Below are 24,516 nucleotides of genomic sequence, written 5' to 3'. Positions count from 1 at the left end.
CGCTTACGCGTCCGCCTTTCCGAGCAGGATCCGGGCATCCGCGACGAGCGTGATGGAGCCGGTCACGAGGACCCCGCCGGCGGGCTCGTCGTCGGCTTCGGCCCGTTCCACGGCCCATTCGAGGGCATCATCGAGCTTCCCGGCGACGTGGATGTTCTCCTCGCCGAAGCCCAGGTCAACCGCGATTTCGGCCAGGTCCTCGGCCGGGACGGCCCGGGGCGAGTTGGACTGGGTGAAGCAGTATTCGGTGGCGAGGCCGCCCAGGGATTCCTTGAGCTGGCGCAGGATCTCCTCGGCATCCTTCTCCCGCAGCACGCCGACCACCACCACCAGCTTGGTGAAGTTGAAGGCCTCGTGGATGGCCTCGGCGGAGACCCGGATGCCCTCCGGGTTGTGGGCCGCGTCCACGATGATGGTCGGCGCGGTGCGGACCACCTCAAGCCGTCCAGGGGAGGTGACGGAGGCGAAGGCCTCCTGCAGGATCTCGGCGTCGATCGCCTTTTCCCCGCCAAAGAACGCTTCCAGCGCAGCAATGGCGACGGCGGCGTTCTCGGCCTGGTGCGCGCCGTGCAGCGGCACCAGCAGGTCCTCGTAGCGTCCGGCGATGCCCTGGATGGTGACCATCTGGCCGCCGACCGCGACGGTGCGGGATTCGACGCCGAACTCCACGCCCTCGAAGCGGAACGGCACGTTGACCTCTTTGGCCTTTTCCAGCAGGACCTGGGCCGCGTCGACCGGCTGCGCCGCGCTGATGAGGAAGCTGCCGGGCTTGATGATGCCGGCCTTCTCGTAGGCGATGTCCCCGGTGGTGTCGCCCAGCAGATCGGTGTGGTCCAGCGAGATCGGGGTGACGACGGCCACCTGGCCATCGCCGACGTTCGTGGCGTCGGTGATGCCGCCCAGGCCCACTTCGATCACGGCGACGTTGACCGGCTGGTCAGCGAAGACCGCGAAGCCCAGGAGCGTCAGGCACTCGAAGTAGGTCAGCCGGGGCTGGCCCGCCGCCTCGAGTTCGCCGTCCACAATCTGCAGGTAGGGACGGATCTCGTCCCAGATCCGGACGAACGTCTCATCCGGCACCGGGGCGCCGTCGATGCTGATCCGCTCGGTGACCTTGGACAGGTGCGGGCTCGTGTAGCGGCCGGTGCTCAGGCCGTGGGCGCGCAGCCCGGCCTCGATCATCCGGGCCGTGGAGGTCTTGCCGTTGGTGCCGGTGACGTGGATGATCGGGAACGCCTTGTTCGGCTCCCCCAGGATTTCCATGGCCCGGTGCAGCGGGGCGAGCCGTGGCTCCATTTTGTTTTCCGGCGCCCGGCCCAGCAGCTCGGCGTAGACGCTTTCAACGGAGAATTCATCGGTCATGGTTTAGGCTCCAACTTTCTTGGCAACGCTGACCTGTGGGTCCTTGATGTCGGCCGCCAGGGTTTCCAGCTCGACGGTCAGGGTTTCGGTCTTGACCAGCTCCGCGTTGGCCAGCAGCGCCTCGACGACGTCCTGCTTCGCCGTGACGGACGTGCTGATCCGGTCGCTGACATTGAGTCCGGCGTCCTTGCGGGCCTGCTGGATGGCGCGGACCATGTCACGGGCCAGGCCCTCGGCCTCCAGCTCCGGGGTGACCTCGGTGTTGAGGACCACGAAGCCGCCGCCGGGAAGCACGGCGGCCGCGCGTGAGCCTTCGCCTTCCGCGGCCTCGGCCACGACGGTTTCCAGGGTGTACTCCTGCGGTTCGAGGTCGAGGCCGCCGGCGGTGACCACCCCGGCGTCGCTGACCGACCAGTCGCCGGACTTGGAGCCCTTGATGGCCTGCTGGACGTTCTTGCCCAGGCGCGGGCCGGCGGCCCGGGCATTGACCACGAGCTTCTGCTCGATGCCGAACTCCTCCGGGGAGGCGCTCTCGGCGTCCAGCAGGCGGACCGAGCGCAGGTTCAGTTCATCGGCGACGACGGCGGCGAAGCCGCCCAGCGCGTCCACGCCCGGTGCCACGACCGTGAGTTCCTGCAGCGGCAGGCGCACGCGCAGGTTCGCGGCCTTGCGCAGCGAGGAGCCGGTGGAGCAGATCTGCTGCACCCGGTCCATCGCCTCGACCAGGCCCGGGTTGGCCGGGAACAGTCCGGCATCCGGCCAGTCGGCCAGGTGCACGGAACGCCCGCCGGTGAGGCCGCGCCAGATCTCCTCGGAGATCAGCGGCAGCAGAGAGGCGGCCACGCGGGTGACGGTCTCCAGCGCGGTGTAGAGCGCGTCGAAGGCGTCCACACTCTCGTCGAAGAAGCGCTGGCGGCTGCGGCGGACGTACCAGTTGGTGAGCATGTCCAGGTAGCTGCGCAGCTCGTCGCAGGCGCCGGAGATGTCGTAGCTGTCCAGCTGGGCGGTCATGTTCCGGACCAGGTCCCCGGTGTTGGCCATGAGGTACTGGTCCAGGGTGTCGGCGTAGCCGTCGTAGCGGAGCTCCGCGTCGTACCCGCGCCCGCCATCTGCCGCGTTCGTGTACAGCGTGAAGAAACTGTAAACGTTCCACAGCGGCAGGATGACCTGGCGGACGCCGTCGCGGATGCCCTGCTCGGTGACCACGAGGTTGCCGCCGCGCAGGATCGGGCTGGACATCAGGAACCAGCGCATGGCGTCGGAGCCGTCGCGGTCCAGGACCTCGGAGACGTCCGGGTAGTTGCGCAGGCTCTTGGACATCTTCTGCCCGTCCGAACCCAGCACGATGCCGTGGCTGATGACGTTGCGGAAGGCCGGACGGTCGAACAGCGCGGTGGAAAGGATGTGCAGCATGTAGAACCAGCCGCGGGTCTGGCCGATGTACTCGACGATGAAGTCCGCCGGGTTGTGCGTGTCGAACCATTCCTCGTTCTGGAACGGGTAGTGGACCTGGCCGTAGGGCATGGAACCGGAGTCGAACCAGACGTCCAGGACGTCCTCGACGCGGCGCATCACGGACTGGCCATCTTCCGGAGTGCGGGGGTCATCCGGGTTCGGGCGGGTGAGCTCGTCGATGAACGGCCGGTGCAGGTCCACCTGGCCGGCCTTGTTCAGCGGCAGGCGGCCGAAGTCGGCCTCGATCTCGGCCAGGGAGCCGTAGACGTCGGTGCGCGGGTAGTCCGGGTCGGTGGACTGCCAGACGGGGATGGGGCTGCCCCAGTAGCGGTTGCGGCTGATGGACCAGTCGCGGGCGTTGGCGAGCCACTTGCCGAACTGGCCGTCCTTGACGTTGCCCGGGATCCAGTTGATGTCCTGGTTGAGCTCGGACATGCGGTCCTTGAACTTGGTGACCTCGACGTACCAGGAGGACACGGCGCGGTAGATCAGCGGGTTGCGGCAGCGCCAGCAGTGCGGGTAGCTGTGCTCGTAGCTGGCCTGGCGGACCAGGCGGCCCTGGGCGCGGAGCACCTGGGTGATGGGCTTGTTGGCCTCGAATACCTGCAGCCCGGCGATTTCGGCGAGGTCGCCGTGGCCGAAGAGCGGCAGGAACTTTGCGCCTTCGTCGACCGAGAGGACAACGGGGATGCCGGCCTCTTCGCAGATCTTCTGGTCGTCTTCGCCGTAAGCGGGGGCCTGGTGGACGATGCCGGTGCCGTCGGTGGTGGTGACATAGTCGGCCACGAGGAAGCGCCAGGCGTTCTCGGTGCCGTACTTTTCGGCGTCGTGGAAGTAGTCCCAGAGCGGCTCATAGCTCAAGCCTTCAAGCTCGGCGCCGGTGTGGCGGGAGGTGATCGCGGCTTCCGCGGCGGCGGCACCCTCGGCCCCGTCGCCGTAGCCGAGGTCCTTGGCGTAGGCGGCCAAGAGGTCCGCGGCGAGCAGGAAGCTGCCCGTGACGGGCGCGTCGGCCGCGGCGGCCTTGATCCCGTGCGGGCCGGCCGGCAGGACCACGTAGCTGATGTCGGGCCCGACGGCGAGCGCCAGGTTGGTGGGCAGCGTCCAGGGCGTGGTGGTCCAGGCAAGTGCCTGTACCCCGGCGAGCTGCCTGGACAGCTCCGAGTCCCCTGCCGTGATGGGGAACGTGACCGTGACGGTCTGGTCCTGGCGGTTCTTGTAGACGTCGTCGTCCATGCGCAGCTCATGGTTGGACAGCGGCGTCTCGTCCTTCCAGCAGTACGGCAGGACGCGGTAGCCGTTGTAGGTCAGGCCTTTTTCGTGCAGCTGCTTGAAGGCCCAGAGCACGGACTCCATGTACTCGACGTTGAGCGTCTTGTAGTCGTTTTCGAAGTCCACCCAGCGCGCCTGGCGGGTGACGTAGCTCTTCCATTCGTCGGCGTACTTCATGACGGAGGCGCGGCAGGCGTCGTTGAACTTGTCGATGCCCATGGCCTCGATCTGGGTCTTGTCCGTCATGCCCAGCTGCTTCATGGCTTCCAGCTCGGCGGGCAGGCCGTGGGTGTCCCAGCCGAAGCGGCGCTCCACGCGGCGGCCGCGCTGGGTCTGGTAGCGGCCCACGAGGTCTTTGGCGTAGCCGGTCAGGAGGTGGCCGTAGTGCGGCAGGCCGTTGGCGAAGGGCGGGCCGTCGTAGAAGACGAACTCGTTGGACCCGTCCTGACCAGCATCCCGCTGGTCGATGCTCGCCTGGAAGGTGCCGTCCTGGTCCCAGTATTTGAGGATGCGCTCTTCGATCTCCGGGAACTTCACGGAGGCAGACACACCGGAGGTGTTGGAAACTGCGTTGGAAGCCGCGTTTGACGCAGAGGTGGTGGAGCCGGCGCCTGTGGCGGAGGCCTTGGGGTAATAAGTCATCTCGACATCCTGGGTTGAGCTGGTGAACACATGCATTCAGGATGCGAGGACGGCCCTGTTGTCTTCCGACACCACGGACCGCGGTACCACCTCACTTACCGCCACCGGTCCGCTCCCCTTCGCGAAAGGTTCTGCACCGGCGTCGGCCGCTCATTACTGCTGTGACGGGCTTACCCGTCCGGTTCTACTGGCCCGTGCACGCACCGTGGCGACTAAATCTCCACCTCACGCGAGGGTGTTCTTCCGGAAGCTCACCGGTGATGGCCGGGTCAAAGCTGCTACGTCGATGGTACCGGAGAAAATAGTGCGTTTCACTGCCCCGCTGCAGTGACGGGCAGTGCGACTGCATTTCACAGCTACTAACTCCGCTGTGAGGGGCGACGCCGGCGGTCCGACTGCATAGACTCATGCCATGACCGTCCCCCGGCCGCCCCGGGCCTACCCGTGAAGCGCCGCAGCGCCAGCCGCCGGTGGCAGGTGTCCTCTGTCCTCTGCGCCGCGCCCGTTGCGGTGGTATCCATCTTCCGGGCGGTCCCGGGGCCCTGGCCAGCCCCGGTGGTCCAGCTCGTGGCCTTCACGCCCTGGTTCGCGCTCCCTGCGGGCGCGGCCCTCCTGCTCGCGCTGCCGGGGCGGCGTCCCTGGGCGGCCCTCCCGGCCGGCGCCCTCCTGGCCCTCCAGCTGCTGTGGCTGTTCCCGCCGGACCGGGTGGCGGACAGGCTTCTGCCCCGGCAGGCGGATTCGCTGCCTGGCGAGCAACGGAGCACGGGGCAGGCACAGTCCACAGCCCCGGCGCCGACGGCGGAACTTACGGTCATGAGCCTCAACGCCTGGAAAGGCCAGGCGGACGCCACGGAAGTTGTCCGGCTGGTGCGTGAAAACGGTGTCGGGCTCCTTGCCGTCCAGGAACTCTCCCCGGACCTGGAAAAACGGCTGGACGCGGAGGGGCTGGACGCGCTGCTTCCGCACCGGATCAGCCGCTCGAGGGACGGCGCGGGCGGCGGCGCCGTGTACTCCTCACGCCCGATCATTCCGGTGGACTCCGTGGACGGTTCCGCCTTCCACATGCCAACGGTGCAGCTGGAGCTCGACGCCGGCGGCCGGCCGGCCCCCCTCACCGTGACCAACGTGCACACCAAGGCTCCGGTGTGGGGCCGGGCCGGGCAGTGGCGGAGTGAATTGGCTGCCCTGGGCCGCCTTGCCGCCCGTCCCGGCAGCATGCTGCTGCTGGGCGACTTCAACGCCACCCTCGACCACGCCGAGTTCCGCCAGATCCTTCAGGCCCCTGACGGCACCGGGCCCGGCGGCCCCCGCGTCGACGCGGGCGCCGCCGCCCTGGCACGGCTGGTTCCGACCTGGCCGATGGCCGGGCCCCCGCTGCCGGGCGTGGTGATCGACCACATCGTGACCAGCCCGCAGGTGGGCAGCAGCGGCTATGCCGTGCTGCCGGTGGCCGGGACGGACCACGCGGCGGTCCTGGCCACGTTGTCCGTCCCCGCGGCGGACTAGCTGCGCGGCAGTTTCATGCCGCACTCGGCCATCACGTCCCGGAGCCGGTCCGGGTAATCCGTGATCAGCCCGTCCACGCCGGCACCGATGAGCGCCCGCATGGTGGGCTTGTCATCAACGGTCCATGGAATGACCTGCATGCCTGCCGCATGGGCACGGCGGACCATGTCGGCGGTGACGTAGGGAACATAGCCCGGATCCGTCACGGCGCCGTCCTGCGGCGTGCCGTGCACGGGAGAGATGGCGTCGAAGCCCAGGGACGAGGCTGCGGCGACGAGGTCACCGCCGAAGTCATCGGCGTCGATGCCGCCCAGCCACGGCGACTTGCCGGGCTGGCCTGCCTGGAGGAAGTCCTTGTTGGTCAGGGCCACGGTGCGGATCTGGGGATCGCGCTGCTGGACCAGGCGCAGTGAGCCCCAGTCGAAACTCTCGATTGAGACGCGGCTCTGCATGTGGGCGGCCTTGATTTCGCGGAGCGCGACGTCGACGAACTGCTCCCGCGGGGCCGTTTCCTGCGGCGCCCCTGCCTCGACCTTGGTTTCGATGTTGAACTTCACCTGGCTGGCGCGGTGCGAGTCCGCCAGGGCGAAGACCTCGGCCAGCGTGGGCATCTTGGCGCCCGGCGAGGCCGCCTGGCCCGGGAACTGGGGCAGCGTGAGGGTGCCGCAGTCCAGGCTGCGGACCTGCGCGAACGTCAGGTCCTTGATGTATCTGCCCACGTAGGGGAACTGTGGGTCGTTCGGCGTGACAGGAGCCGTATCCAGGCACTTCTGGCCGCTGATCTTGCGGTCGTGGGTGATGACCTCGTGGCCGTCCTTGGTGATCTGGAGGTCCAGTTCGAGGGTGGAGACGCCGGTCTCGATCCCCTTGGCGAAGGACGCCAGGGTTGACTCGACAGTCAAGCCGATGCCGCCTCGATGGGCCTCGAGGTCAAAGTGGTTGCCCTGGCTGTTGGGGTTCGTGTCGGCCGCGTGGGCCTCGGCGGCGTTTGCCTGGGCGGCGTTTGCCTGGGCAGCGGCGGCGAGGAGCAGGGCTGCGCTGAGTACGGCAGCGCCGAGCTTCGTCGGGGTTCGCATGGGAAAGTTCTCCACTCTGGTGGTGTGCAGTTGCATGCGCCACCTTGCCCAACCCCGGCCAACTCCGGACCAGCGCAGCCTGACCTGCGCCCCACGCCTCGGTGAACGTCAGGTGTCGCAGCCGGATGTCCCGGCCCCTTGCCCCGCCCTTGGCCCCGCTCCTGGCCCCGCCCTACTGGTTCTTGCGGATCAGCTTGTAGTTGGCCGCCTGCGCCACCGGGCGGATCACGATCTGGTCCAGGTTGATGTGGTGCGGCGCGACGACGGCGTAGCGGACCACATCGGCCACGTCCTCGGCGGTCAGTGGCTTCTCGACTCCCTGGTACACCTTGGCCGCCGCGTCCTGGTCGCCGAGGCGGTTCAGGGCGAATTCCTCGGTCTGCACCAGCCCGGGGGCCACCTCGATCACGCGGAGGTTGTGCTCGGCCTCTTCGAGCCGCAGGGCGCCGGTCAGGGCGTGCTGGGCGAACTTGGCCGCGTTGTAGCCGCCGCCGCCCTCATAGGCCGCGAGCCCGGCCGTGGAGGTCAGGTTCAGCACGGTTCCCTCGCCGCAGGCACGCAGCATGGGCAGGAACGCGCGGATCAGCTTCATGCTGCCCAGCACGTTGACCTGGAACATCCATTCCCAGTCCTCGGTTTTGGCCCCGGCGACCTTGTCGGCGCCGCGGGCACCACCGGCGATGTTGATCAGCGTGTCGATGCCGCCGGCGCGGGTCACCTCATCGAGCAGCCGGGCCACATCGGCGTCGTCGGTCACATCGGCGGGAAGGGCGACGGCGCCGGTTTCGGCGGCGAGCGCTTCGAGCCGGTCGGCACGGCGGGCGACGGCGAACACGGTCCAGCCTTCCTTGCGGAGCGCACGCACCGTGGCCTCGCCGATTCCGGTGCTGGCGCCGGTGACTACTGCTGCTTTGGCTCCTGCTGCAGTGAATTCTTGTGTGTTGTTGTCGATTCCCTCAGTCATGGCACCACAGTAACGGCAATGCCGGGCTCATTTCCTGCTGCTGCTGCCGTGCTCCAGGAACTCCTGCAGCACCCGGGCATGGTTGGTCTCCGGGTCCCGTGCACCGAACAGCAGCGTCACTTTCCCGTGCTCCGCCGCGAGTCCGTACAGCGTCTGCACGGCCGGGTTGCCCTCGAGCTCGGCTTCGTAGGCCGCCCGGAAGTCCACGAACCGTTCCTGCATGTGCCCGAATTCCTTGCGCAGCGGTGCAGACGGTGCCACGTCCTTGAGCCAGAGCTCCAGGTGGGCCCGTTCCTTGCTGACTCCGCGGGGCCAGAGCCGGTCCACCAGGACCCGGCAGCCGTCGTCGTCGGAAGGGTCGTCGTAGATGCGCTTGATCACGAAGGTTCCGGCAGAATTACCCTGAGAATTGCCCATCTGCGCATGCTACTTCACGTTACTTGGGCGGCGCCCACACCCGGAGATCCCGCCGCCGGCCGCATCCCGTACATCAGGGGATGGGAGTTAGTGGAAGAATTGGCCCATGGCTGAAGACAATCAGGGTACAGACACGCCCACCACCGCCCCCATCAACGTTCCGGACAAGCCCGCCCTGGAGGGGCTGGAAGAGGCGCTTACGCAGCGCTGGCTTGGCGAAGGGACCTACAAGTTCAACCCGGACACCACCCGGGAGCAGGTCTACTCGATCGACACTCCCCCGCCCACGGCATCGGGATCCCTCCACGTGGGACACATGTTCTCCTACACCCAGACCGACGTCCTGGCGCGCTACCAGCGCATGACCGGCAAGAACGTCTTCTACCCCATGGGCTGGGACGACAACGGCCTGCCCACCGAGCGCCGCGTGCAGAACTACTACGGGGTGCGCTGCGATCCCGCGATCGCCTACGACGCCGGCTACCGCCCCCCGGCCGAGCCCGCCAAGAACCAGCGCGACTTCGACGTCATCTCCCGCAAGAACTTCATCGAGCTGTGCGAGGAGCTCGCGGTCGAGGACGAGAAGGTCTTCGAGCACCTGTTCCAGACCCTGGGCCTGTCCGTGGACTGGGATCTGACCTACCGGACGATCGATGACAAGTCCCGCGCCATCTCGCAGCGCGCTTTCCTGGCCAACCTGGCCGCAGGCGACGCGTACATGGCCGAGGCCCCCACCCTGTGGGATGTCACGTTCCGCACCGCCGTGGCCCAGGCCGAGCTCGAAGACCGCGAAGTCGCTGGCGCCTACTACCGCTACCCCTTCTTCACCGAAGACGGCGAAAAGATCTTCATCGAAACCACCCGCCCCGAGCTGCTGGCCGCCTGCGCCGCGCTCGTGGCCAACCCCGACGACGAGCGCTACAAGCCGCTGTTCGGCAAGAAGGTCACCTCTCCCCTGTTCGGTGTCGAGGTAGAGGTCAAGGCCCACCCGCTGGCCAAGGCAGACAAGGGCTCCGGCGTCGCCATGGTCTGCACCTTCGGCGACCTCACCGACGTCACCTGGTGGCGCGAACTGCAGCTGCCCACCCGCGCGATCGTGGGCCGCGACGGCCGCATCATCGGCGAGACCCCGGAGTGGATCACCACCGAAGAAGGCCGCGCCAACTTCGCGGCCATCGCCGGCAAGACGGTGTTCAGTGCCAAGGAGTCCGTGGTGGAGCTCCTGGCCGCCGCGGAACTGCTTGACGGCGAGCCCAAGAAGATCATGCACCCGGTGAACTTCTTCGAGAAGGGCGACAAGCCCCTCGAGGTCGTCACCTCACGCCAGTGGTACATCCGCAACGGCGGACGCGACGAGGACCGGCGCGAACGGCTGATCGGCCGCGGCAACGAGATCGAGTTCCACCCCGCCTTCATGCGCTCCCGCTACGAGAACTGGATCTCGGGGCTCAACGGCGACTGGCTCGTGTCCCGCCAGCGCTTCTTCGGCGTGCCGGTACCGGTCTGGTATCCCCTGGATGCCGACGGCAACCCCGAATACGACGCGCCGATCGTCCCGTCGGACGGGCAGCTGCCCGTGGACCCCGCGGCAGATGCGGCCCCCGGCTACGAGGAAGCCCAGCGCGACGTGCCCGGCGGCTTCACCGGCGACGCGGACGTCCTCGACACCTGGGCCACGTCCTCGCTGACCCCCCAGATTGTGGGCGGCTGGAGCACCGACGAGGCGCTCTTCGCCAAGGTCTACCCCTTCGACGTGCGCCCGCAGGGCCATGACATCATCCGGACCTGGCTGTTCTCCTCCGCCGTCCGCGCCGACGCGCTGCAGAAGACCGCACCGTGGAAGCACGCGGCCATCTCCGGCTGGATCCTGGACCCGGACCGGAAGAAGATGTCCAAGTCCAAGGGCAACGTCATTGTGCCCACGGATGTGCTGGAGGAGTACGGCTCCGACGCCGTGCGCTACTGGGCTGCCTCGGCCAAGCTCGGCGCGGACACCGCCTACGAGATCGCGCAGATGAAGATCGGCCGCCGCCTGGCCATCAAGCTGCTCAACGCCTCCAAGTTCGTCCTGAACCTGGGCGCCACCGAGGACTCGGTCGTCTCCGGCGACCTGTCCGTGCTGAGCAACCCCTTAGACCGGGCCGTCCTGGCCCAGCTCGCCGACGTCGTCGAGCAGGCGACCAAGGCATTCGAGGGCTACGACTACGCCCGGGCGCTGCAGATCACCGAGAGCTTCTTCTGGAACTTCACCGACGACTACGTGGAGCTCATCAAGGACCGTGCCTACGGTGCGGCCGGCGAGGAGCAGCAGGCATCCGTGCTGGCCGCCCTCGCGACGAGCCTGGACACCCTCCTGCGGCTCTTCGCGCCGTTCCTGCCGTTCGCCACGGAGGAAGTCTGGAGCTGGTGGCGCACCGGTTCCGTGCACCGCGCCCAGTGGCCCTCCGCCATCGTGGTCGATGGCGACACGACCCTCCTGGCCACGGTGGGCACCGCGCTCAGCGGCATTCGCAAGGCCAAGTCCGAGGCCAAGGTCAACCAGCGCACCGAGGTGCTGTCCGCGACGATCACGGCCTCGGAGTCCCTCACGACCCAGCTCAAGGCCGGCCTCGCCGACCTCAAGGCCGCGGCCAACGCCCGTGAACTGGCGCTTGTCGCCGGCGAGGGTGAACTGGCCGTCAGCGACGTTGTGCTGGCACCTGCCGGGCCGCCCGTCCAGGCGTAGTCTCCGGCGGAAACAACACGAAGGGGCCCTCGGTCCGGTTCAGAGAAGCAATTCTGATCCGGCGGGCCCCTTCGGCGTCGCGGGGAGGCTCAGACCGCGAAGGAGGTCTCGAAGTGCGTCAGCACCGGCGGGGCGGCCAGGAGTTCTGCCAGCCCGCTCGCGCCGTCGCCTGCGCGCCAGGCGCGATAGGCGGCGTCGTGTTCCATCGATACCCACTGTTCGACCACGAGAAAATGCGCCGGATCCGCGCTGTCGACCAGCACGTCGACCCCGAGGCAGCCGTCAAAGGCGCGCGTATCGGAGAGAATATCGCGGAGCACCGCGGGCGCCGTGGGCAGGGCTTCGGCTTTGACGTTCAAGTCGAGATGGGCTGTAACGGGCATGGCGCTCCAATGTTCGCAGGTGGGGACAGGACAAAACCGGGTACAACCGGGCGGGTTGCCCGGAGACCACGGCACGGGGACCGCTGCCCCGTCATTGGAAGCAACAGCCGGGCCGCCGGGCTTGTTCCTTCGGCCCGGAACCCGGGGCAGCACAAGCAAGTCCTACCGCTGAGGCGTGAGGTCACCCGGCACGGGTGAGGCGCCGCACCTCACCGGGGGCACAGAATGAAGGTGCAGCGGTCCGTCGGATCGCCTCGAACCCCAAGAAGAAGCGGAGGTCATACGCATGACTGAGACACTCGATGAACTGGGGCCGGTCGACTGGATCGTCGTTGAATTCCCCGGACCCGATTTCGGCAAGGGCCAGATCGCCCCGTTCCTGGAGGACCTGGTCCAGCGTGACCTCGTCAGGGTGCTCGACATGGTGTTCCTGAGGAAGATGGAGGACGGCACACTCGAGACGGCCGAGATCTCCGATCTGGACCCGAGCGAGCTCGGTGAGGTGCGCACGGCCGAGGCCGACCTGGCCATGGTGCTCTCTGAGCAGGATGTCATGGACCTGGCCGAGACGATCGCGCCCGGCCACTCCGCCGCGGTGCTCGTCTGGGAGAACCTGTGGGCGGCCCCGTTCGGCACGGCAGTCCGCAAGGCCGGCGGCCAACTCGTGGCCAGCGGCCGGATCCCGACCCAGGCCGTCATCGCCGCCTTCCAGGCCGATGCCGAAGACCAGTCCCCTGAAGAAGCGATAGAAGGAGCCTGACATGCCACTGGCAGCACGACGCAGACGCAGGACCGCAGCCGCCGTCGGCGGGGCCGTTGTCGTCGCCCACGGGATCAACCGTCGCGGCGACCGGCGGGAAGACCGCCGTGACGACCGCGGCGACCGCCGGGAAGACCGCCGCGACTAACACCCGCGGCTGACCCCCGCGACTGACAACGCGGAGCCGGCCCCGGGCACCCGCAGGTGCGCATGACTCCTCCCGGGTCGTGCGCACCTGCACAATGCCCAGTCTGCACCCCGGAAGCGCCCGTGGACGGCGATCTGACGAATTTGGTCACACTGCTTTGGGCCGCACTGTTTTTGGGCAAGGTGTTTTTGGGCAAAGCAAAGTGTTTTCGGGCAAAGGGGAAGCCCCATCAGCGTTAGCCGTTGGTGGGGCTTCGACTTTTCGATTGTCACGTGACGTCTTAGACAATCTGGCGGGATCCTTAGAGTTCCAGGTCTTCCTACCTCGTCACTGGTAGCCATCATCTGACTTTGCCGAAGGCTGCGTCGGATGAGTGTCACTGAATCTTTGGTTCCTGCGTCCCTCTTCTTTCGAAGTGGGTAAGTTCTATTGTTGTCCCCCGGCCTGCCGTGCACAAGAGCCCCGGCAGAACTACATCGGAGTAGTTCTGCCGGGGCTCCCGGGAGGCCGGGCAGCGGCCCGGCCCTGTGTGTTCAGGCCTAGTTAAAGACCGGGCTTTCGGTACGGCTGCGCTTGATTTCGAAGAAGTACGGGAAGGATGCCAGGGTCACCGTGGCGTCCCAGATCTGTCCTGCTTCCTCGCCCCGCGGGATGCGCGTCAGGACCGGGCCGAAGAAGGCCGTGCCGTTGAAGGCGACGACGGGTGTGCCCACGTCCTGTCCGACCAGCGAGATGCCTGCCTCGTGGCTGGCGCGCAGCGTTGCATCGAATTCGTCGCTCTGGCCCGCGGCGGCAAGCTCGGCCGGCAGTCCGGCCTCGGCCAGCGACTTGGCGATGACCTCGTCAATGTCCGTGATGCCTTCGTTGTGGATCTTGGTGCCCATGGAGTCATAGAGCGCCTTGATGAATTCGGCACCGTGCTGTTCAGCGGCGGCGGTGATGACGCGGACCGGAGCCCACGCCTTCTTCATGAACTCGCGGTACTGCTCGGGCAGTTCCTCGCGGCCCTCATTGAGCACGGCGAGGCTCATGACATGCCACTCGGTCTTGATGTCGCGGACTTCTTCGACTTCACCGATCCAGCGGGAGGTGACCCAGGCGAAGGGGCACATCGGGTCGAACCAGAAGTCGGCTTTGTTGGTCATGGTTTCAGACACAGGTGATCTCCTTAGGGAAGTCTGCGGGGAAAGCGCCGGGGCGGATCACGCACACGGCGCGCTAAAAATTACAGCGACCTTGGCCGCGATAATATTCCGGATCAGGCGGACTTGCGCCGTTTGACCTCGTCGTGGGCGATCATCGTGGGCGCCGCCTTCTTGGTCACGACCTCTTCGGTGATCACGACGCTGGCGACGTCGTCGCGGCTGGGGAGGTCGAACATGACCGGGAGCAGGACTTCCTCCATGATGGCGCGCAGCCCCCGGGCCCCGGTGCCGCGCTCCAGCGCCTGGTCGGCAATGGTGTTGAGGGCCTCGTCCTCGAAGATGAGCTCGACGCCGTCGAGCTGGAACATCTTCTGGTACTGCTTGACGAGGGCATTCTTCGGCGTCGAGAGGATCTGGATGAGCGCGGCGCGGTCCAGGTTGGAGACGGTGGTGATGACGGGCAGCCGGCCGATGAACTCCGGGATCAGCCCGAACTTGAGCAGGTCTTCCGGCATGACCTCGCCGTAGGAATCCGTGGTGTTCTTGACCTCGTTGAGCGGGGCGCCGAATCCGATGCCCTTGCGCCCGGACCGCGAACCGATAATGTCCTCGAGCCCCGCGAAGGCGCCGGCCACGATGAAGAGCACGTTGGTGGTGTCGATCTGGATGAATTCCTGGTGCGGGTGCTTGCGTCCGCCCTGCGGCGGGACCGAGGCCACCGTGCCCTCGAGGATTTTCAGGAGCGCCTGCTGTACGCCCTCGCCCGAGACGTCCCGGGTGATGGACGGGTTTTCGCTCTTGCGTGAGATCTTGTCGATCTCATCGATGTAGATGATGCCCTGCTCGGCCTTCTTGACGTCGTAGTCGGCGGCCTGGATGAGCTTGAGGAGGATGTTCTCAACGTCCTCACCGACGTAGCCGGCTTCGGTCAGGGCCGTGGCGTCGGCGACGGCGAACGGGACGTTGAGGCGGCGGGCGAGGGTTTGGGCCAGATAGGTCTTGCCGCAGCCGGTGGGTCCGATCAGCAGGATGTTGGACTTGGCGATCTCGACGTCGTCGTGGTGCACGCCGTCGGCGAGGCTGCCGCTCTTCGGCGCGTGGCCGGCCTGGATCCGCTTGTAGTGGTTGTACACCGCGACGGCGAGCGAACGCTTGGCGGGTTCCTGGCCAATCACGTATTCCTGCAGGAAATCAAAGATTTCGCGGGGCTTGGGCAACTCGAAACTGCCCAGGTCAGCTACTTCCGCGAGTTCCTCTTCGATGATCTCGTTGCAGAGTTCGATGCACTCGTCGCAGATGTAGACGCCGGGCCCGGCAATGAGCTTGCGGACCTGCTTCTGGCTCTTTCCGCAGAAAGAACACTTCAGCAGATCTGTGCTCTCGCCAATCCGAGCCATGTGTGAACCCCTTTAGTAGCTTGCTGCTGGCTGTGACATGTTCCACTCTAGGTCACTTTGGGCCCGTTGGGTGGAAAGCGGACGCCGGTGCGGCCAAGTAAAAATGCCGCACCGGCGCCGCGGATTGCTGATTAGCGCGCGATTGCCTGGGGCTTGATCTTGCGGGAATCGAGGACCTGGTCAATGAGGCCGTACTGCATGGCCTCGGCGGCCGTGAGGATCTTGTCCCGCTCGATGTCGTTGTTGACCTGTTCCGGCGTCCGGCCGGAGTGCTTGGCCAGCGTGTCCTCGAGCCAGGAGCGCATGCGCATGACCTCGGCGGCCTGGATCTCCAGGTCCGAGGCCTGCCCGCCCTGTCCGCCGGACAGCGAAGGCTGGTGGATCAGTACGCGGGCGTTCGGCAGTGCGAGGCGCTTGCCCGGCGTGCCGGCCGCGAGCAGCACGGCGGCGGCGCTGGCCGCCTGGCCGAGGCAGACGGTCTGGATCTCGGGCCGGATGTACGTCATGGTGTCGTAGATCGCGGTCATGGCGGTGAAGGAACCGCCAGGCGAGTTGATGTAGAGCGTGATGTCGCGGTCCGGGTCGGTGGACTCGAGCACCAGCAGCTGGGCCATGACGTCGTCGGCCGAGGCGTCGTCAACCTGGACGCCGAGGAAGATGATGCGGTCCTCGAACAGCTTGGTGTACGGGTCCTGGCGCTTGAAGCCGTAGGGGGTGCGCTCTTCGAACTGGGGCAGCACGTAGCGGCTGCTCGGCAGGTTGCCGGCAGTCGAACCGAAGTTGTAGTTCATGTTCATTGCTCCTGAATTCATTGCTGTCTACCTGCCGGTCAGTTCTCGGTGGCTGTCGCAGCGCCGCCGCTGTTCCCGGAGCCGTTGGCGTTGGTTCCGCCGCCGCCTGCCACGGATCCGGCGTGTGCGGCGATCTTGTCGAAGAAGCCGTATTCGAGGGCTTCCGGGGCCGTGAACCACTTGTCGCGGTCGTTGTCCTTGAGGATGGTGTCCACACTCTGGCCGGTCTGGTCCGCGGTCAGCTCGGCCATGACTTTCTTCATGTGCAGGATCAGCTCGGCCTGGATCTTGATGTCCGACGCCGTGCCGCCGATGCCGCCGGATGGCTGGTGCATGAGGATGCGGGCGTTGGGGGTGGCGTAGCGCTTGCCCTTGGTGCCGGAGGAGAGCAGGAACTGGCCCATGGACGCGGCGAGGCCGGTGGCGACCGTGACAACATCGTTCGGGATGAACTGCATGGTGTCGTAGATGGCCATGCCGGCGGTGACGGAGCCGCCGGGTGAGTTGATGTAAAGGTAGATGTCCCTTTCAGGATTCTCCGCCGAGAGCAGCAGCAGCTGGGAGCAGATCGCGTTGGCGTTATCGTCGCGGACCTCGGAGCCGAGCCAGATGATGCGCTCTTTCAGCAGGCGGTTGTAAATGTAGTTATCCTGGGCTGCCGGATCGACCGTGGCCATCCGGGGTGCCCCTGCTTGCTGTGACATATGTACTTACCTCTCGCTGGCGACGGTGACGCCACTGGACGACATCACTGAACTTTCCTACAGCGACACTAACCGTTTTCACGCCCGCTTTGTTCGCTGGCGCCGGGCTGTTCGCTGACGGCGCACGATTGCCGGGACCCCGCGCGCCGGGTCCTGGATGCGGGCCCTTCCCGGCTCCCGAACAGACCGTGCCGGCCGGGCATGGCCGCAGGCGGGGGCTTAAAACAGGCGGCCCCCGGATCGGTGATCCGGGGGCCGACTGTTCTAAGTCTCAGTGACTGCTAGAACTTCACTGCTGCGGGGTCATCGCTCGGCGTGGCCTCGGTGCTGGCTTCTGCCGAAGCCGCTTCGTCCTCAACGGTCTCGGCGGCCGGGGCGGCTTCGTCGCCGGGGCGGACGAAGTCGCTCAGGTCAACCTTGTTGCCCTCGGAGTCGGTGACCTCGGCCTGGCCCAGCACGACGGCCAGTGCCTTGCGGCGGCGGACCTCGGAAACCATCATGGGCACCTGGCCGCTCTGATCGATGATCTGGGCGAACTGGTTCGGATCCATGCCGTACTGGCTGGCGGTGGTGACGATGTAGTCGATCAGCTCGTTCTGGCTGACGTTGACTTCTTCCTTCTCCGCGATGGCGTCGAGGATGATCTCGTTCTGGAAGGCGCGCTCGGTGTTGGCCTTGACCTCGGCGCGGTGCTCCTCGGTGTCGTGCTCGCCTTCACCGTGGGCGTTTTCGGCGTTGAAGTGCTGCTCGAGCTGCTCTTCGACGATCGACGCCGGGACGGGAACCTCGACGAGCTCAACGAGCTTGTCCAGGACCTTGTCGCGGGCCTCGACGCCCTGGTCAACAATCTTGGACTCAGCGGCCTGCTTGGCGAGGTCCTCACGGAGTTCGGCCAGGGTGTCGAATTCGCTGGCGAGCTGGGCGAAGTCGTCGTCGGCGACGGGGAGCTCGCGCTCCTTGACGGCCTTGACGGTGACCTTGACCTGAGCGGACTCGCCGGCGTGCTCGCCGCCGACCAGCGTGGTGTCAAAGATGGCGTCCTCGTCGGCGCTGAGGCCGGTGACGGCCTCGTCGAGGCCTTCGAGCATGGTGCCGGCGCCAACCTGGTAGGACAGGCCGGAAGCGGAGTCAACATCGGCGCCGTCGATCGAGGCTGCGATGTCGATCGTCAGGAAGTCGCCATCGGCGGCCGGGCGGTCCACGGACTTCAGCGTGCCGAAGCGGCCGCGGAGCTCGTCCAGGGCCTTGTCGACGTCGGCGTCGGAGGACTCGGCGGCGGCGACCTCAACCTTGATGCCTGCGTAGTCGGGCAGTTCGATTTCGGGGCGGATGTCAACCTCGGCGTGGAACTTGAGCTCGCCGTCGGTGGCGGACGGGTCCGGAACCTCGGTGATCTCGACCTCGGGACGGCTCAGCGGGCGGATGCCGGTTTCCTGCACGGCGGCCTGGTACCAGCCGTTGAGGCCTTCGTTGATGGCCGTCTCCAGGACGTAGCCGCGGCCAACGCGCTGGTCAATGAGCTTGGAGGGGACCTTGCCCTTGCGGAAACCGGGGACCTGGATCTGCGAAGCAACAGTCTTGTATGCCTCTGCGATGCTGGGCTTCAATTCCTCAAAGGGGACCTCAACATTGAGCTTGACCCGCGTGGGGGTGAGGTTCTCGACAGCGCTCTTCACAGTCTAAGTACTCCTGGTGTGGGGGGTATGGGGTTCTGCATTGCCACGTGCTGGCAGTGCTTGCAGAGTCGGGGTGACAGGATTTGAACCTGCGACTTCCTGCTCCCAAAGCAGGCGCTCTAGCCAAGCTGAGCTACACCCCGTAAGTGCACAGAACAGTCTACGGTCATACTGTGCCGATTTGCACATTTGACACCGGGGCCTTGAATTGGGTTTAGTTGTATCCGGCTTGAACAGCCGCCCGGAAGTTTTGCTGGAGTTCCAGTGAGATCCCGGGGACGTAGCTTAATGGTAAAGCCTCAGTCTTCCAAACTGATTACGCGGGTTCGATTCCCGTCGTCCCCTCAGAAATATGACGAAAAAGCCCCTCTCCGGAGGGGCTTTTTTCGTTCCTCTCCGGGCCCCGGCGGCCGGGGCTTGGAAGGGCAGGCGTGGAAGGGCAGGCGTGGAAGGGCAGGCGTACCGGCTCAGGCCTGCTGGCAGGCCGGGCACCAGTAGAGCTTCCGGGCGCCAAGCTCGGTCAGCGCCACCGGCGTTCCGCAGTCCCTGCAGCCGAGTCCGTGCCGCCGGTAGACGAAGTGCGCCTCCTCCGGGGCCGGCAGGACGCCGCGGGATATGCCGGCTCCGGCCCCGTTCCAGTACTGCGGCGGCGTCGTGATGATCCGGCCGTCCCGGACGCCGTCGGTCATCATGGCCGCGGTGTCGTCCCAGAGCCGGCGGGCCGCGTCCGGTGACAGTTCGCCGCCGGGCAGCCAGGGGTTGAGCCGCTGCCGGAACAGGAGTTCGGCCCGGTAGACGTTCCCGACGCCGGCAATCACCTTTTGGTCCATCAGCAGGGCCGCCAGCGGTGTGCGTTTGGCCGCCACGGTGGCGCTGAAGGCGTCCCGGTCTCCCGTAAGGTTCCGCAGCGGGTCCGGGCCGAGCCGCGCCAGTACGGCCGCCGCTTCCGCGTCCGTGATCGCCTCGCACGTGGTCGCGCCGCGGAGATCGGCCCAGCCGTGCGCGCCGGCGAGCCGGACCCGGACAGCACCGACCGGCGCGGGCGGGCCCTCATATGCGGCCGGCCCGGCCGCCTCAGCGTCGTCGTAGACTTCCCGCTCCCCCACCTTCCGGGGCGCGCCAATGCTGGAGGCGCCGCGGAAGGTGGCGTCACCGCCGAAATCCCAGGCGCCATAGAGGCCAAGGTGGACGTGCAGGAGAAGCCCGTGCCCGAACTCCAGGAAGAGGTGCTTCCCGTGCGCCACGGAACTGACGAGGGTGTGGCCGTCCAGCAGCGCCGCGCCCTGGGCAAACCGGCCCTGCGGACTGGAGACCGCGAGCCGTTCCCCCGCGAAGACGTCCCCGAACTGGCGGGCCAGCCGGTGGACGGAATGCCCCTCCGGCACTAGTCGATGACCTCGCCGGTGCGCTCGTACGTGGCGATCTTGCCGATCCGGCGGACGTGGCGCTCATCGTTGCTAAAGGGTTCGGCCAGGAACGCCTCGATGATTTCCGTGGCCTCGTCGACGCTGTGCTGGCGGCCGCCGACGGCGACGACGTTGGCGTCGTTGTGCTCACGTGCCAGCTGGGCGGTGGACAGGTTCCAGGCCAGCGCGGCACGGACGCCCTTGACCTTGTTGGCGGCGATCTGCTCGCCATTGCCAGAGCCGCCGAGGACTATGCCGAGGGCGTGGGTTCCGGCCTCCTGGTCCGCGACGACGGCGAGGGCGGCGTTGATGCAGAACGACGGGTAGTCATCCAGGGCGTCGTAGACCTTCGGTCCGTGGTCCACCACCTCATAGCCCTTGGCGCCGAGGTGGCTGACCAGGTGGGCGCTGAGCTCCATTCCGGCGTGGTCGGTGGCAATGTGCACGCGGGGCAGGTCAGAAATGGTCACGGCTGTTCCGTTCGGTTGCGGCGCCGGGCGGCGGCCGGGGCGGTTGGGGTCTGGTCCAAGCCTACTAGGCCGGGCCTCCCGGGACCTTGCTGCAGCCCGCCGAACCCCTCACTGGACGGTCGTGTTACACAGGCCCGGCACGCCGTCGTACTCCGCCGTCCTGCTCCACCGTCCTACTCCACCGGGGACCGACACCGCCGTGCTACACGGCCGTGGTCCCGCCGTTCCGCCGGGCCCTGTCCGCCACCCGGGACAGCGTTTGGGCGATATTGTCCGCCGCGGTGGCACTGCCGCCGCTCACCGCCAGCCGGCGCCCGTCCGAGCGGTCGATGACCACCGCGGGGCCGCTGCTGACCAGCATCGCGGTGGTGTTGCCATGGGTCCGGTAGCCCCACCCGCCATAGTCCGCCGCCGTGACGTCCGTGGGCGTCGCGGCGTCGATGGCCACGGCCGGAACTTCCATGACCCGGACGAAGCCTGCCGCGAAGACGTGCAGGCCGCCGCGGTCGACCCGGATCCGGGCCACCAGGAACGCCGCGGCCACCAGGGCCGCCGCCACCAGGAGGACAGACAGCCACGGCACGGCAACGGTCAGGAGAGCGGCCGGCAGAATCGTTGCGATGCCGAGCATGACGAAGATGGAGCTGCGGGCGTGGACCCAGAGGCTGACCCGGTCCCTGGCCAAATCCGGATCCTGTTCACGCTCAAGCGCCTGCCGGACGGCGACGTCGTCATCAACGGACCAGCGCTCGTCGGCCTTGAAGACAAAACCCATCACAACGCCCAGGCCGAGGGCCGCGCCGCTGCCGAGAGCCAGGACCGAGGCGTCCACATGGGATCCCCGCGCATCGGGCAGGCCCAGCTGGCCCACAAGCACGGCGGCAAGGACTGTGGTGACGAACAGGCTCATGGACAGGCCGGCGCCCATCATGATGCGGCGCATCATCGCGGGGCGCGACAGCGGCACGGCCTGCAGCAGCACGGCCCAGCCAATCACCACGATCAGCGAGGCTCCGGCTCCCGCGACCGTCACGAACGGCGCGAAGTCGGCGGCACCGGCGGCGGTCCAGCGGACGGCCAGCGGCTCGGGCAGATCCGGGCGTACCAGAAGCGCACACACCACGAATCCTGCCGCCAGCATCAGGGGGAAACCGATGGCAAAGCGCAGCGCCCTGGCATCGACGGAGTCACGGATCTTTCCCATGCTCCAACGCTACCGCGGACGCCCCTTGATGGATCTGGGGACGTGCGCGCAGGTCAGGAGGTGGACGGGAAGCAAATGTGGGATCAGGCACGTAGCCCGGCGCCCGGACCTCGCCACGAGCAAGAGACCGCCGGGGCAACGTCAACGTGGCCGCCCCAACCGCACCCATCTGACACGAATGGCCGCCAAGGGCATCGGCTTAGCGGCCATTCGTGGCAAATCGTGGGCTGGATGCCGAGGCCTTGGGGCCGGTTGTGACCGGGCTAACTTGCCAAGGGCCGCTAACGTGAAAGAATAATTTCACAGTATCGCCGGCGGCCGCGGCCGCGGCCGGCCGGCAGTATCCATCTTCTTCTGGAGGCCCCTTTGCCCGGTATGAACCTGACCCGCGCCGAAGCCCGCGAGCGCGCCGCCCTGATCGACGTCGACTCCTACGAGGTCAGCCTGGACCTGACCCGCGGCGAGAAGGTCTTCGGCTCCACCACGGCCGTGAAGTTCCGGGCCAAGCCGGGCTCGTCGACCTTCATCGACGCCGTCACCCACGCCGTGCACAGCGTGAGCCTCAACGGCCGCGAACTGGATCCGGCCGAGGTCTCCGACGGCGTCCGGATCCAGCTCCCGGACCTCGCGGCCGAGAACCACCTGCTGGTGGTCGCCGACGCCCCGTACATGAACACCGGTGAAGGCCTGCACCGCTTCGTGGATCCGGTGGACAACGAGGTCTACCTGTACACCCAGTTCGAGGTCCCGGATTCGCGGCGCATGTTCGCCGTCTTCGAACAGCCCGACCTGAAGGCCAGCTTCACGTTCACCGTCACCGCCCCCTCGCACTGGGATGTCGTGTCCAACTCCCCCACCCCGGTGCCGGTGGAGACCATCCCCGGCGCGGATGGGGGCGCCCGCTCTGTCTGGGAGTTCACGCCGACACCGCGGCTGTCCTCCTATGTCACCGCCCTGATCGCCGGGCCGTACCAGTCGGTGCGCAGCGAGGTCACGTCGGCGGCGGGCAAGGTCACCCCGCTGGGCATCTTCGCCCGCAAGTCGCTCATGCAGTACCTCGATGCGGACAACATCTTCGAGCTCACCCGGCAGGGCTTCGAGTTCTTCGAGGCCCAGTTCGGCTGCCCATACCCGTTCGAGAAGTACGACCAGCTCTTCGTGCCGGAGTTCAACGCCGGCGCCATGGAGAACGCCGGGGCCGTCACCATCCTGGAAGGCTACGTCTTCCGCGGCAAGGTCACCGACGCCCAGGTGGAACGCCGCGCGATCACCGTGCTGCACGAGCTCGCGCACATGTGGTTCGGCGACCTCGTCACCATGCGCTGGTGGAACGACCTCTGGCTCAACGAGTCCTTCGCCGAATACATGTCCCACCTGGCCGCCGTCGAGAACACCGAGTTCGGCCACGCCTGGACCACGTTCGCGTCCGTGGAGAAGTCCTGGGCCTACCGGCAGGATCAGCTGCCCACCACGCACCCGATCTTCGCCGAGATCAACGACCTCCAGGACGTCGAGGTGAACTTCGACGGGATCACCTACGCCAAGGGCGCGTCGGTGCTGCGCCAGCTCGTCGCCTGGGTGGGCCCGGAGCAATTCATGTCCGGGGTGCGGGAGTACTTCAGCAAGCACGCCTGGCAGAACACCGAGCTCAGCGACCTCATGGCCGAACTCGAGAAGGCCAGCGGCCGCGACCTGGAACGGTGGGGGCAGCTCTGGCTGGAGACCGCCGGCGTGAACACCCTGACACCGGAAATCTCGGCGGCCGCGGACGGCACCATCGAGTCCTTCGCCATCGTGCAGTCGGCCATCGAGAGCGAACCGACCCTGCGCCCGCACCGCCTCGCGGTCGGCTTCTACAACCTCAACGGGGCCGGCAAGCTGGAGCGGGTGCACCGCGAGGAGCTCGACGTCGACGGCGAGCGCACCGAAGTTCCGGCCCTGGCCGGCCTGGCCCAGCCGGACCTGATCCTGCTCAATGACGACGACCTCGCCTATGCCAAGGTCCGCCTGGATCCGAAGTCCCTCGCCACCGCAACGGCGCACCTGAAGGACTTCAGCCAGAGCCTCCCCCGCACGCTCGTGTGGGGCTCGGCCTGGGATGCGGCGCGCGACGGCGAGTCCCCGGCCCGCGGGTACGTGGAGCTGATCCTCGCCAACATTGCCGAGGAATCCGATTCCTCCGTGATCCTGGTCCAGCTCCGGCAGCTGGCCACCACGCTGACCTTCTACGTGGCCGGGGAGCACCAGGAGGCGACCGCCGTGGCCGCGGCCGACAAGCTCTGGGAGCTCGCCTCGGCGGTGCCGGCCGGCTCGGACGCCCAGCTGCAGTTCGTGAAGTCCTACGCCCTGCTGGCCCGCAGCGCCGGGCAGCTGGACACGGTCTCCGGGCTGCTGGACGGCTCACTCTCCCTCGATGGGCTGAGCGTGGACCAGGACCTGCGGTGGGAGCTGCTGGCCTCCCTCGTGGCCGGCGGCCGCGCCGGGCAGGAGCGGATCGACGAGGAACTGGAGCACGACAACACCTCCAACGGCCAGAACGCGGCGGCCCTGGCCACGGCCGCCATCCCCACCCCGGAGGCCAAGGCCGCGGCCTGGGAATCGATTGTGGTCAAGGGCGATCTGTCCAACGCCCTTCAGGGCTCCGCGGTGACCGGCTTTACCCGGGTCCTGGACACGTCCCTGCTCGAGCCGTACGCCGAGAAGTACTTCGAGGCCGTCCCCGGCATCATGGCAAGCCGCACCCACGCGCTGGCCTCGCAGATCGTCGTCGGGCTCTACCCGGCCCAGCTGACCACGCAGGCCACGGTGGACCGCACGGATGAGTTCCTGGCCTCGCTGCCGGAGGGCAGTGCGGCGCTGCGCCGGATGATGCTGGAGAACCGCGACGGCGTTGCCCGCGCCCTGCGCGCCCGCCAGGCCGACGTCGGCTAACGACCAAGGCACCGGACCCCCGAAAGCCTGGAACCCCGGCGCCGCCCCTGTGCGGCGCCGGGGTTCTGTCGTTCTAGGCTGGAGT

Annotated in this window: 19 protein-coding genes and 2 tRNA genes; 6 read left to right on the top strand and 15 right to left on the bottom strand. The window is 67.3% G+C overall.

The window, feature by feature from the left end; translation table 11 throughout:
- Positions 1-3: 3 nt before the first annotated feature.
- Positions 4-1,362 (bottom strand): bifunctional folylpolyglutamate synthase/dihydrofolate synthase, encoded by a 1,359-nt coding sequence (locus AC1DFR_RS14610; RefSeq protein ID WP_476873729.1) that lies wholly within the window; start codon positions 1,360-1,362, stop codon positions 4-6.
- A gap of 3 nt (positions 1,363-1,365) precedes the next feature.
- On the bottom strand, positions 1,366-4,728 hold the full coding sequence (ileS, locus tag AC1DFR_RS14605; RefSeq protein ID WP_476873728.1) for an isoleucine--tRNA ligase: 3,363 nt from the start codon (positions 4,726-4,728) through the stop codon (positions 1,366-1,368).
- Positions 4,729-5,172: 444 nt separating this feature from the next.
- Between ileS and AC1DFR_RS14600 the strand changes: the two genes are divergently transcribed.
- Positions 5,173-6,234: an endonuclease/exonuclease/phosphatase family protein gene (locus AC1DFR_RS14600; RefSeq protein ID WP_476873727.1), complete on the top strand. Its 1,062-nt coding sequence runs from the start codon at positions 5,173-5,175 to the stop codon at positions 6,232-6,234.
- Here AC1DFR_RS14600 and AC1DFR_RS14595 read toward each other — a convergent pair.
- The 3 genes from AC1DFR_RS14595 to AC1DFR_RS14585 form a co-directional block, all read right to left on the bottom strand.
- Positions 6,231-7,310 (bottom strand): glycerophosphodiester phosphodiesterase, encoded by a 1,080-nt coding sequence (locus AC1DFR_RS14595; RefSeq protein WP_476873726.1) that lies wholly within the window; start codon positions 7,308-7,310, stop codon positions 6,231-6,233. The two genes, AC1DFR_RS14600 and AC1DFR_RS14595, sit on opposite strands and share 4 nt — an antisense overlap.
- Before the next feature lie 172 nt (positions 7,311-7,482).
- Positions 7,483-8,274: an SDR family oxidoreductase gene (locus AC1DFR_RS14590; RefSeq protein ID WP_223917446.1), complete on the bottom strand. Its 792-nt coding sequence runs from the start codon at positions 8,272-8,274 to the stop codon at positions 7,483-7,485.
- A gap of 27 nt (positions 8,275-8,301) precedes the next feature.
- Positions 8,302-8,691, bottom strand: coding sequence for a DUF488 domain-containing protein (locus AC1DFR_RS14585; RefSeq protein ID WP_476873725.1), 390 nt, complete (start codon positions 8,689-8,691; stop codon positions 8,302-8,304).
- A 106-nt stretch (positions 8,692-8,797) separates the two neighbouring features.
- Here AC1DFR_RS14585 and valS point away from each other — a divergent pair, with 106 nt between their 5' ends.
- The gene (gene valS, locus AC1DFR_RS14580; RefSeq protein ID WP_476873724.1) at positions 8,798-11,416 is read left to right on the top strand and encodes a valine--tRNA ligase; all 2,619 of its coding nucleotides are present in this window, start codon (positions 8,798-8,800) and stop codon (positions 11,414-11,416) included.
- An 89-nt stretch (positions 11,417-11,505) separates the two neighbouring features.
- On the opposite strand, the gene AC1DFR_RS14575 is transcribed toward valS, so the two are convergent.
- The gene (locus AC1DFR_RS14575) at positions 11,506-11,799 is read right to left on the bottom strand and encodes a putative quinol monooxygenase (protein ID WP_290370347.1); all 294 of its coding nucleotides are present in this window, start codon (positions 11,797-11,799) and stop codon (positions 11,506-11,508) included.
- 286 nt (positions 11,800-12,085) lie between these two features.
- Between AC1DFR_RS14575 and AC1DFR_RS14570 the strand changes: the two genes are divergently transcribed.
- Together AC1DFR_RS14570 and AC1DFR_RS14565 are read left to right on the top strand one after the other, a co-directional pair.
- Positions 12,086-12,559: a DUF6325 family protein gene (locus tag AC1DFR_RS14570; RefSeq protein WP_243177222.1), complete on the top strand. Its 474-nt coding sequence runs from the start codon at positions 12,086-12,088 to the stop codon at positions 12,557-12,559.
- Between the two features lies 1 nt (position 12,560).
- Complete coding sequence (locus AC1DFR_RS14565) at positions 12,561-12,707, top strand: hypothetical protein (protein WP_155855732.1); 147 nt, start codon at positions 12,561-12,563, stop codon at positions 12,705-12,707.
- Positions 12,708-13,246: 539 nt separating this feature from the next.
- Here the strand turns inward: AC1DFR_RS14565 and AC1DFR_RS14560 are convergent.
- From AC1DFR_RS14560 to AC1DFR_RS14535, 6 genes are all read right to left on the bottom strand, one after another.
- Complete coding sequence (locus AC1DFR_RS14560) at positions 13,247-13,852, bottom strand: mycothiol-dependent nitroreductase Rv2466c family protein (RefSeq protein ID WP_476873755.1); 606 nt, start codon at positions 13,850-13,852, stop codon at positions 13,247-13,249.
- A 113-nt stretch (positions 13,853-13,965) separates the two neighbouring features.
- Positions 13,966-15,249 (bottom strand): ATP-dependent Clp protease ATP-binding subunit ClpX, encoded by a 1,284-nt coding sequence (gene clpX / locus AC1DFR_RS14555; RefSeq protein ID WP_243177221.1) that lies wholly within the window; start codon positions 15,247-15,249, stop codon positions 13,966-13,968.
- Between the two features lie 131 nt (positions 15,250-15,380).
- On the bottom strand, positions 15,381-16,040 hold the full coding sequence (locus tag AC1DFR_RS14550) for an ATP-dependent Clp protease proteolytic subunit (RefSeq protein ID WP_026266422.1): 660 nt from the start codon (positions 16,038-16,040) through the stop codon (positions 15,381-15,383).
- 38 nt (positions 16,041-16,078) lie between these two features.
- On the bottom strand, positions 16,079-16,717 hold the full coding sequence (locus AC1DFR_RS14545) for an ATP-dependent Clp protease proteolytic subunit (RefSeq protein WP_028277848.1): 639 nt from the start codon (positions 16,715-16,717) through the stop codon (positions 16,079-16,081).
- Between the two features lie 308 nt (positions 16,718-17,025).
- Positions 17,026-18,420: a trigger factor gene (tig, locus tag AC1DFR_RS14540; RefSeq protein ID WP_476850146.1), complete on the bottom strand. Its 1,395-nt coding sequence runs from the start codon at positions 18,418-18,420 to the stop codon at positions 17,026-17,028.
- Between the two features lie 68 nt (positions 18,421-18,488).
- Positions 18,489-18,563, bottom strand: a tRNA-Pro gene (locus tag AC1DFR_RS14535).
- Positions 18,564-18,694: 131 nt separating this feature from the next.
- On the opposite strand from AC1DFR_RS14535, the gene AC1DFR_RS14530 reads away from it, so the two are divergent.
- Positions 18,695-18,765 (top strand) — tRNA-Gly (locus AC1DFR_RS14530).
- A 122-nt stretch (positions 18,766-18,887) separates the two neighbouring features.
- On the opposite strand, the gene AC1DFR_RS14525 is transcribed toward AC1DFR_RS14530, so the two are convergent.
- The 3 genes from AC1DFR_RS14525 to AC1DFR_RS14515 all read right to left on the bottom strand — a co-directional run bounded on the left by AC1DFR_RS14525 (position 18,888) and on the right by AC1DFR_RS14515 (position 21,500).
- Positions 18,888-19,805 (bottom strand): Fpg/Nei family DNA glycosylase, encoded by a 918-nt coding sequence (locus AC1DFR_RS14525; RefSeq protein WP_476873723.1) that lies wholly within the window; start codon positions 19,803-19,805, stop codon positions 18,888-18,890.
- Positions 19,805-20,296 carry a ribose-5-phosphate isomerase gene (locus AC1DFR_RS14520; protein ID WP_290370304.1) on the bottom strand — a complete coding sequence of 164 codons (492 nt, stop codon included), beginning with the start codon at positions 20,294-20,296 and terminating at the stop codon, positions 19,805-19,807. Before AC1DFR_RS14520 ends, AC1DFR_RS14525 begins: the two co-directional genes overlap by 1 nt.
- 202 nt (positions 20,297-20,498) lie before the next feature.
- Entirely contained in the window at positions 20,499-21,500 is a 1,002-nt protein-coding gene (locus AC1DFR_RS14515) for a hypothetical protein (protein WP_476873722.1), read from the bottom strand.
- Positions 21,501-21,875: 375 nt separating this feature from the next.
- On the opposite strand from AC1DFR_RS14515, the gene pepN reads away from it, so the two are divergent.
- Positions 21,876-24,431, top strand: coding sequence for an aminopeptidase N (gene pepN, locus AC1DFR_RS14510; protein WP_476858751.1), 2,556 nt, complete (start codon positions 21,876-21,878; stop codon positions 24,429-24,431).
- Positions 24,432-24,516: the final 85 nt, after the last annotated feature.

The sequence above is a fragment of the Arthrobacter sp. 05T410 genome, from assembly GCF_056396505.1.
The sequence above is the reverse complement of the archived record's forward strand: the minus strand, read 5'-3'. Positions and strand labels throughout refer to the sequence as shown.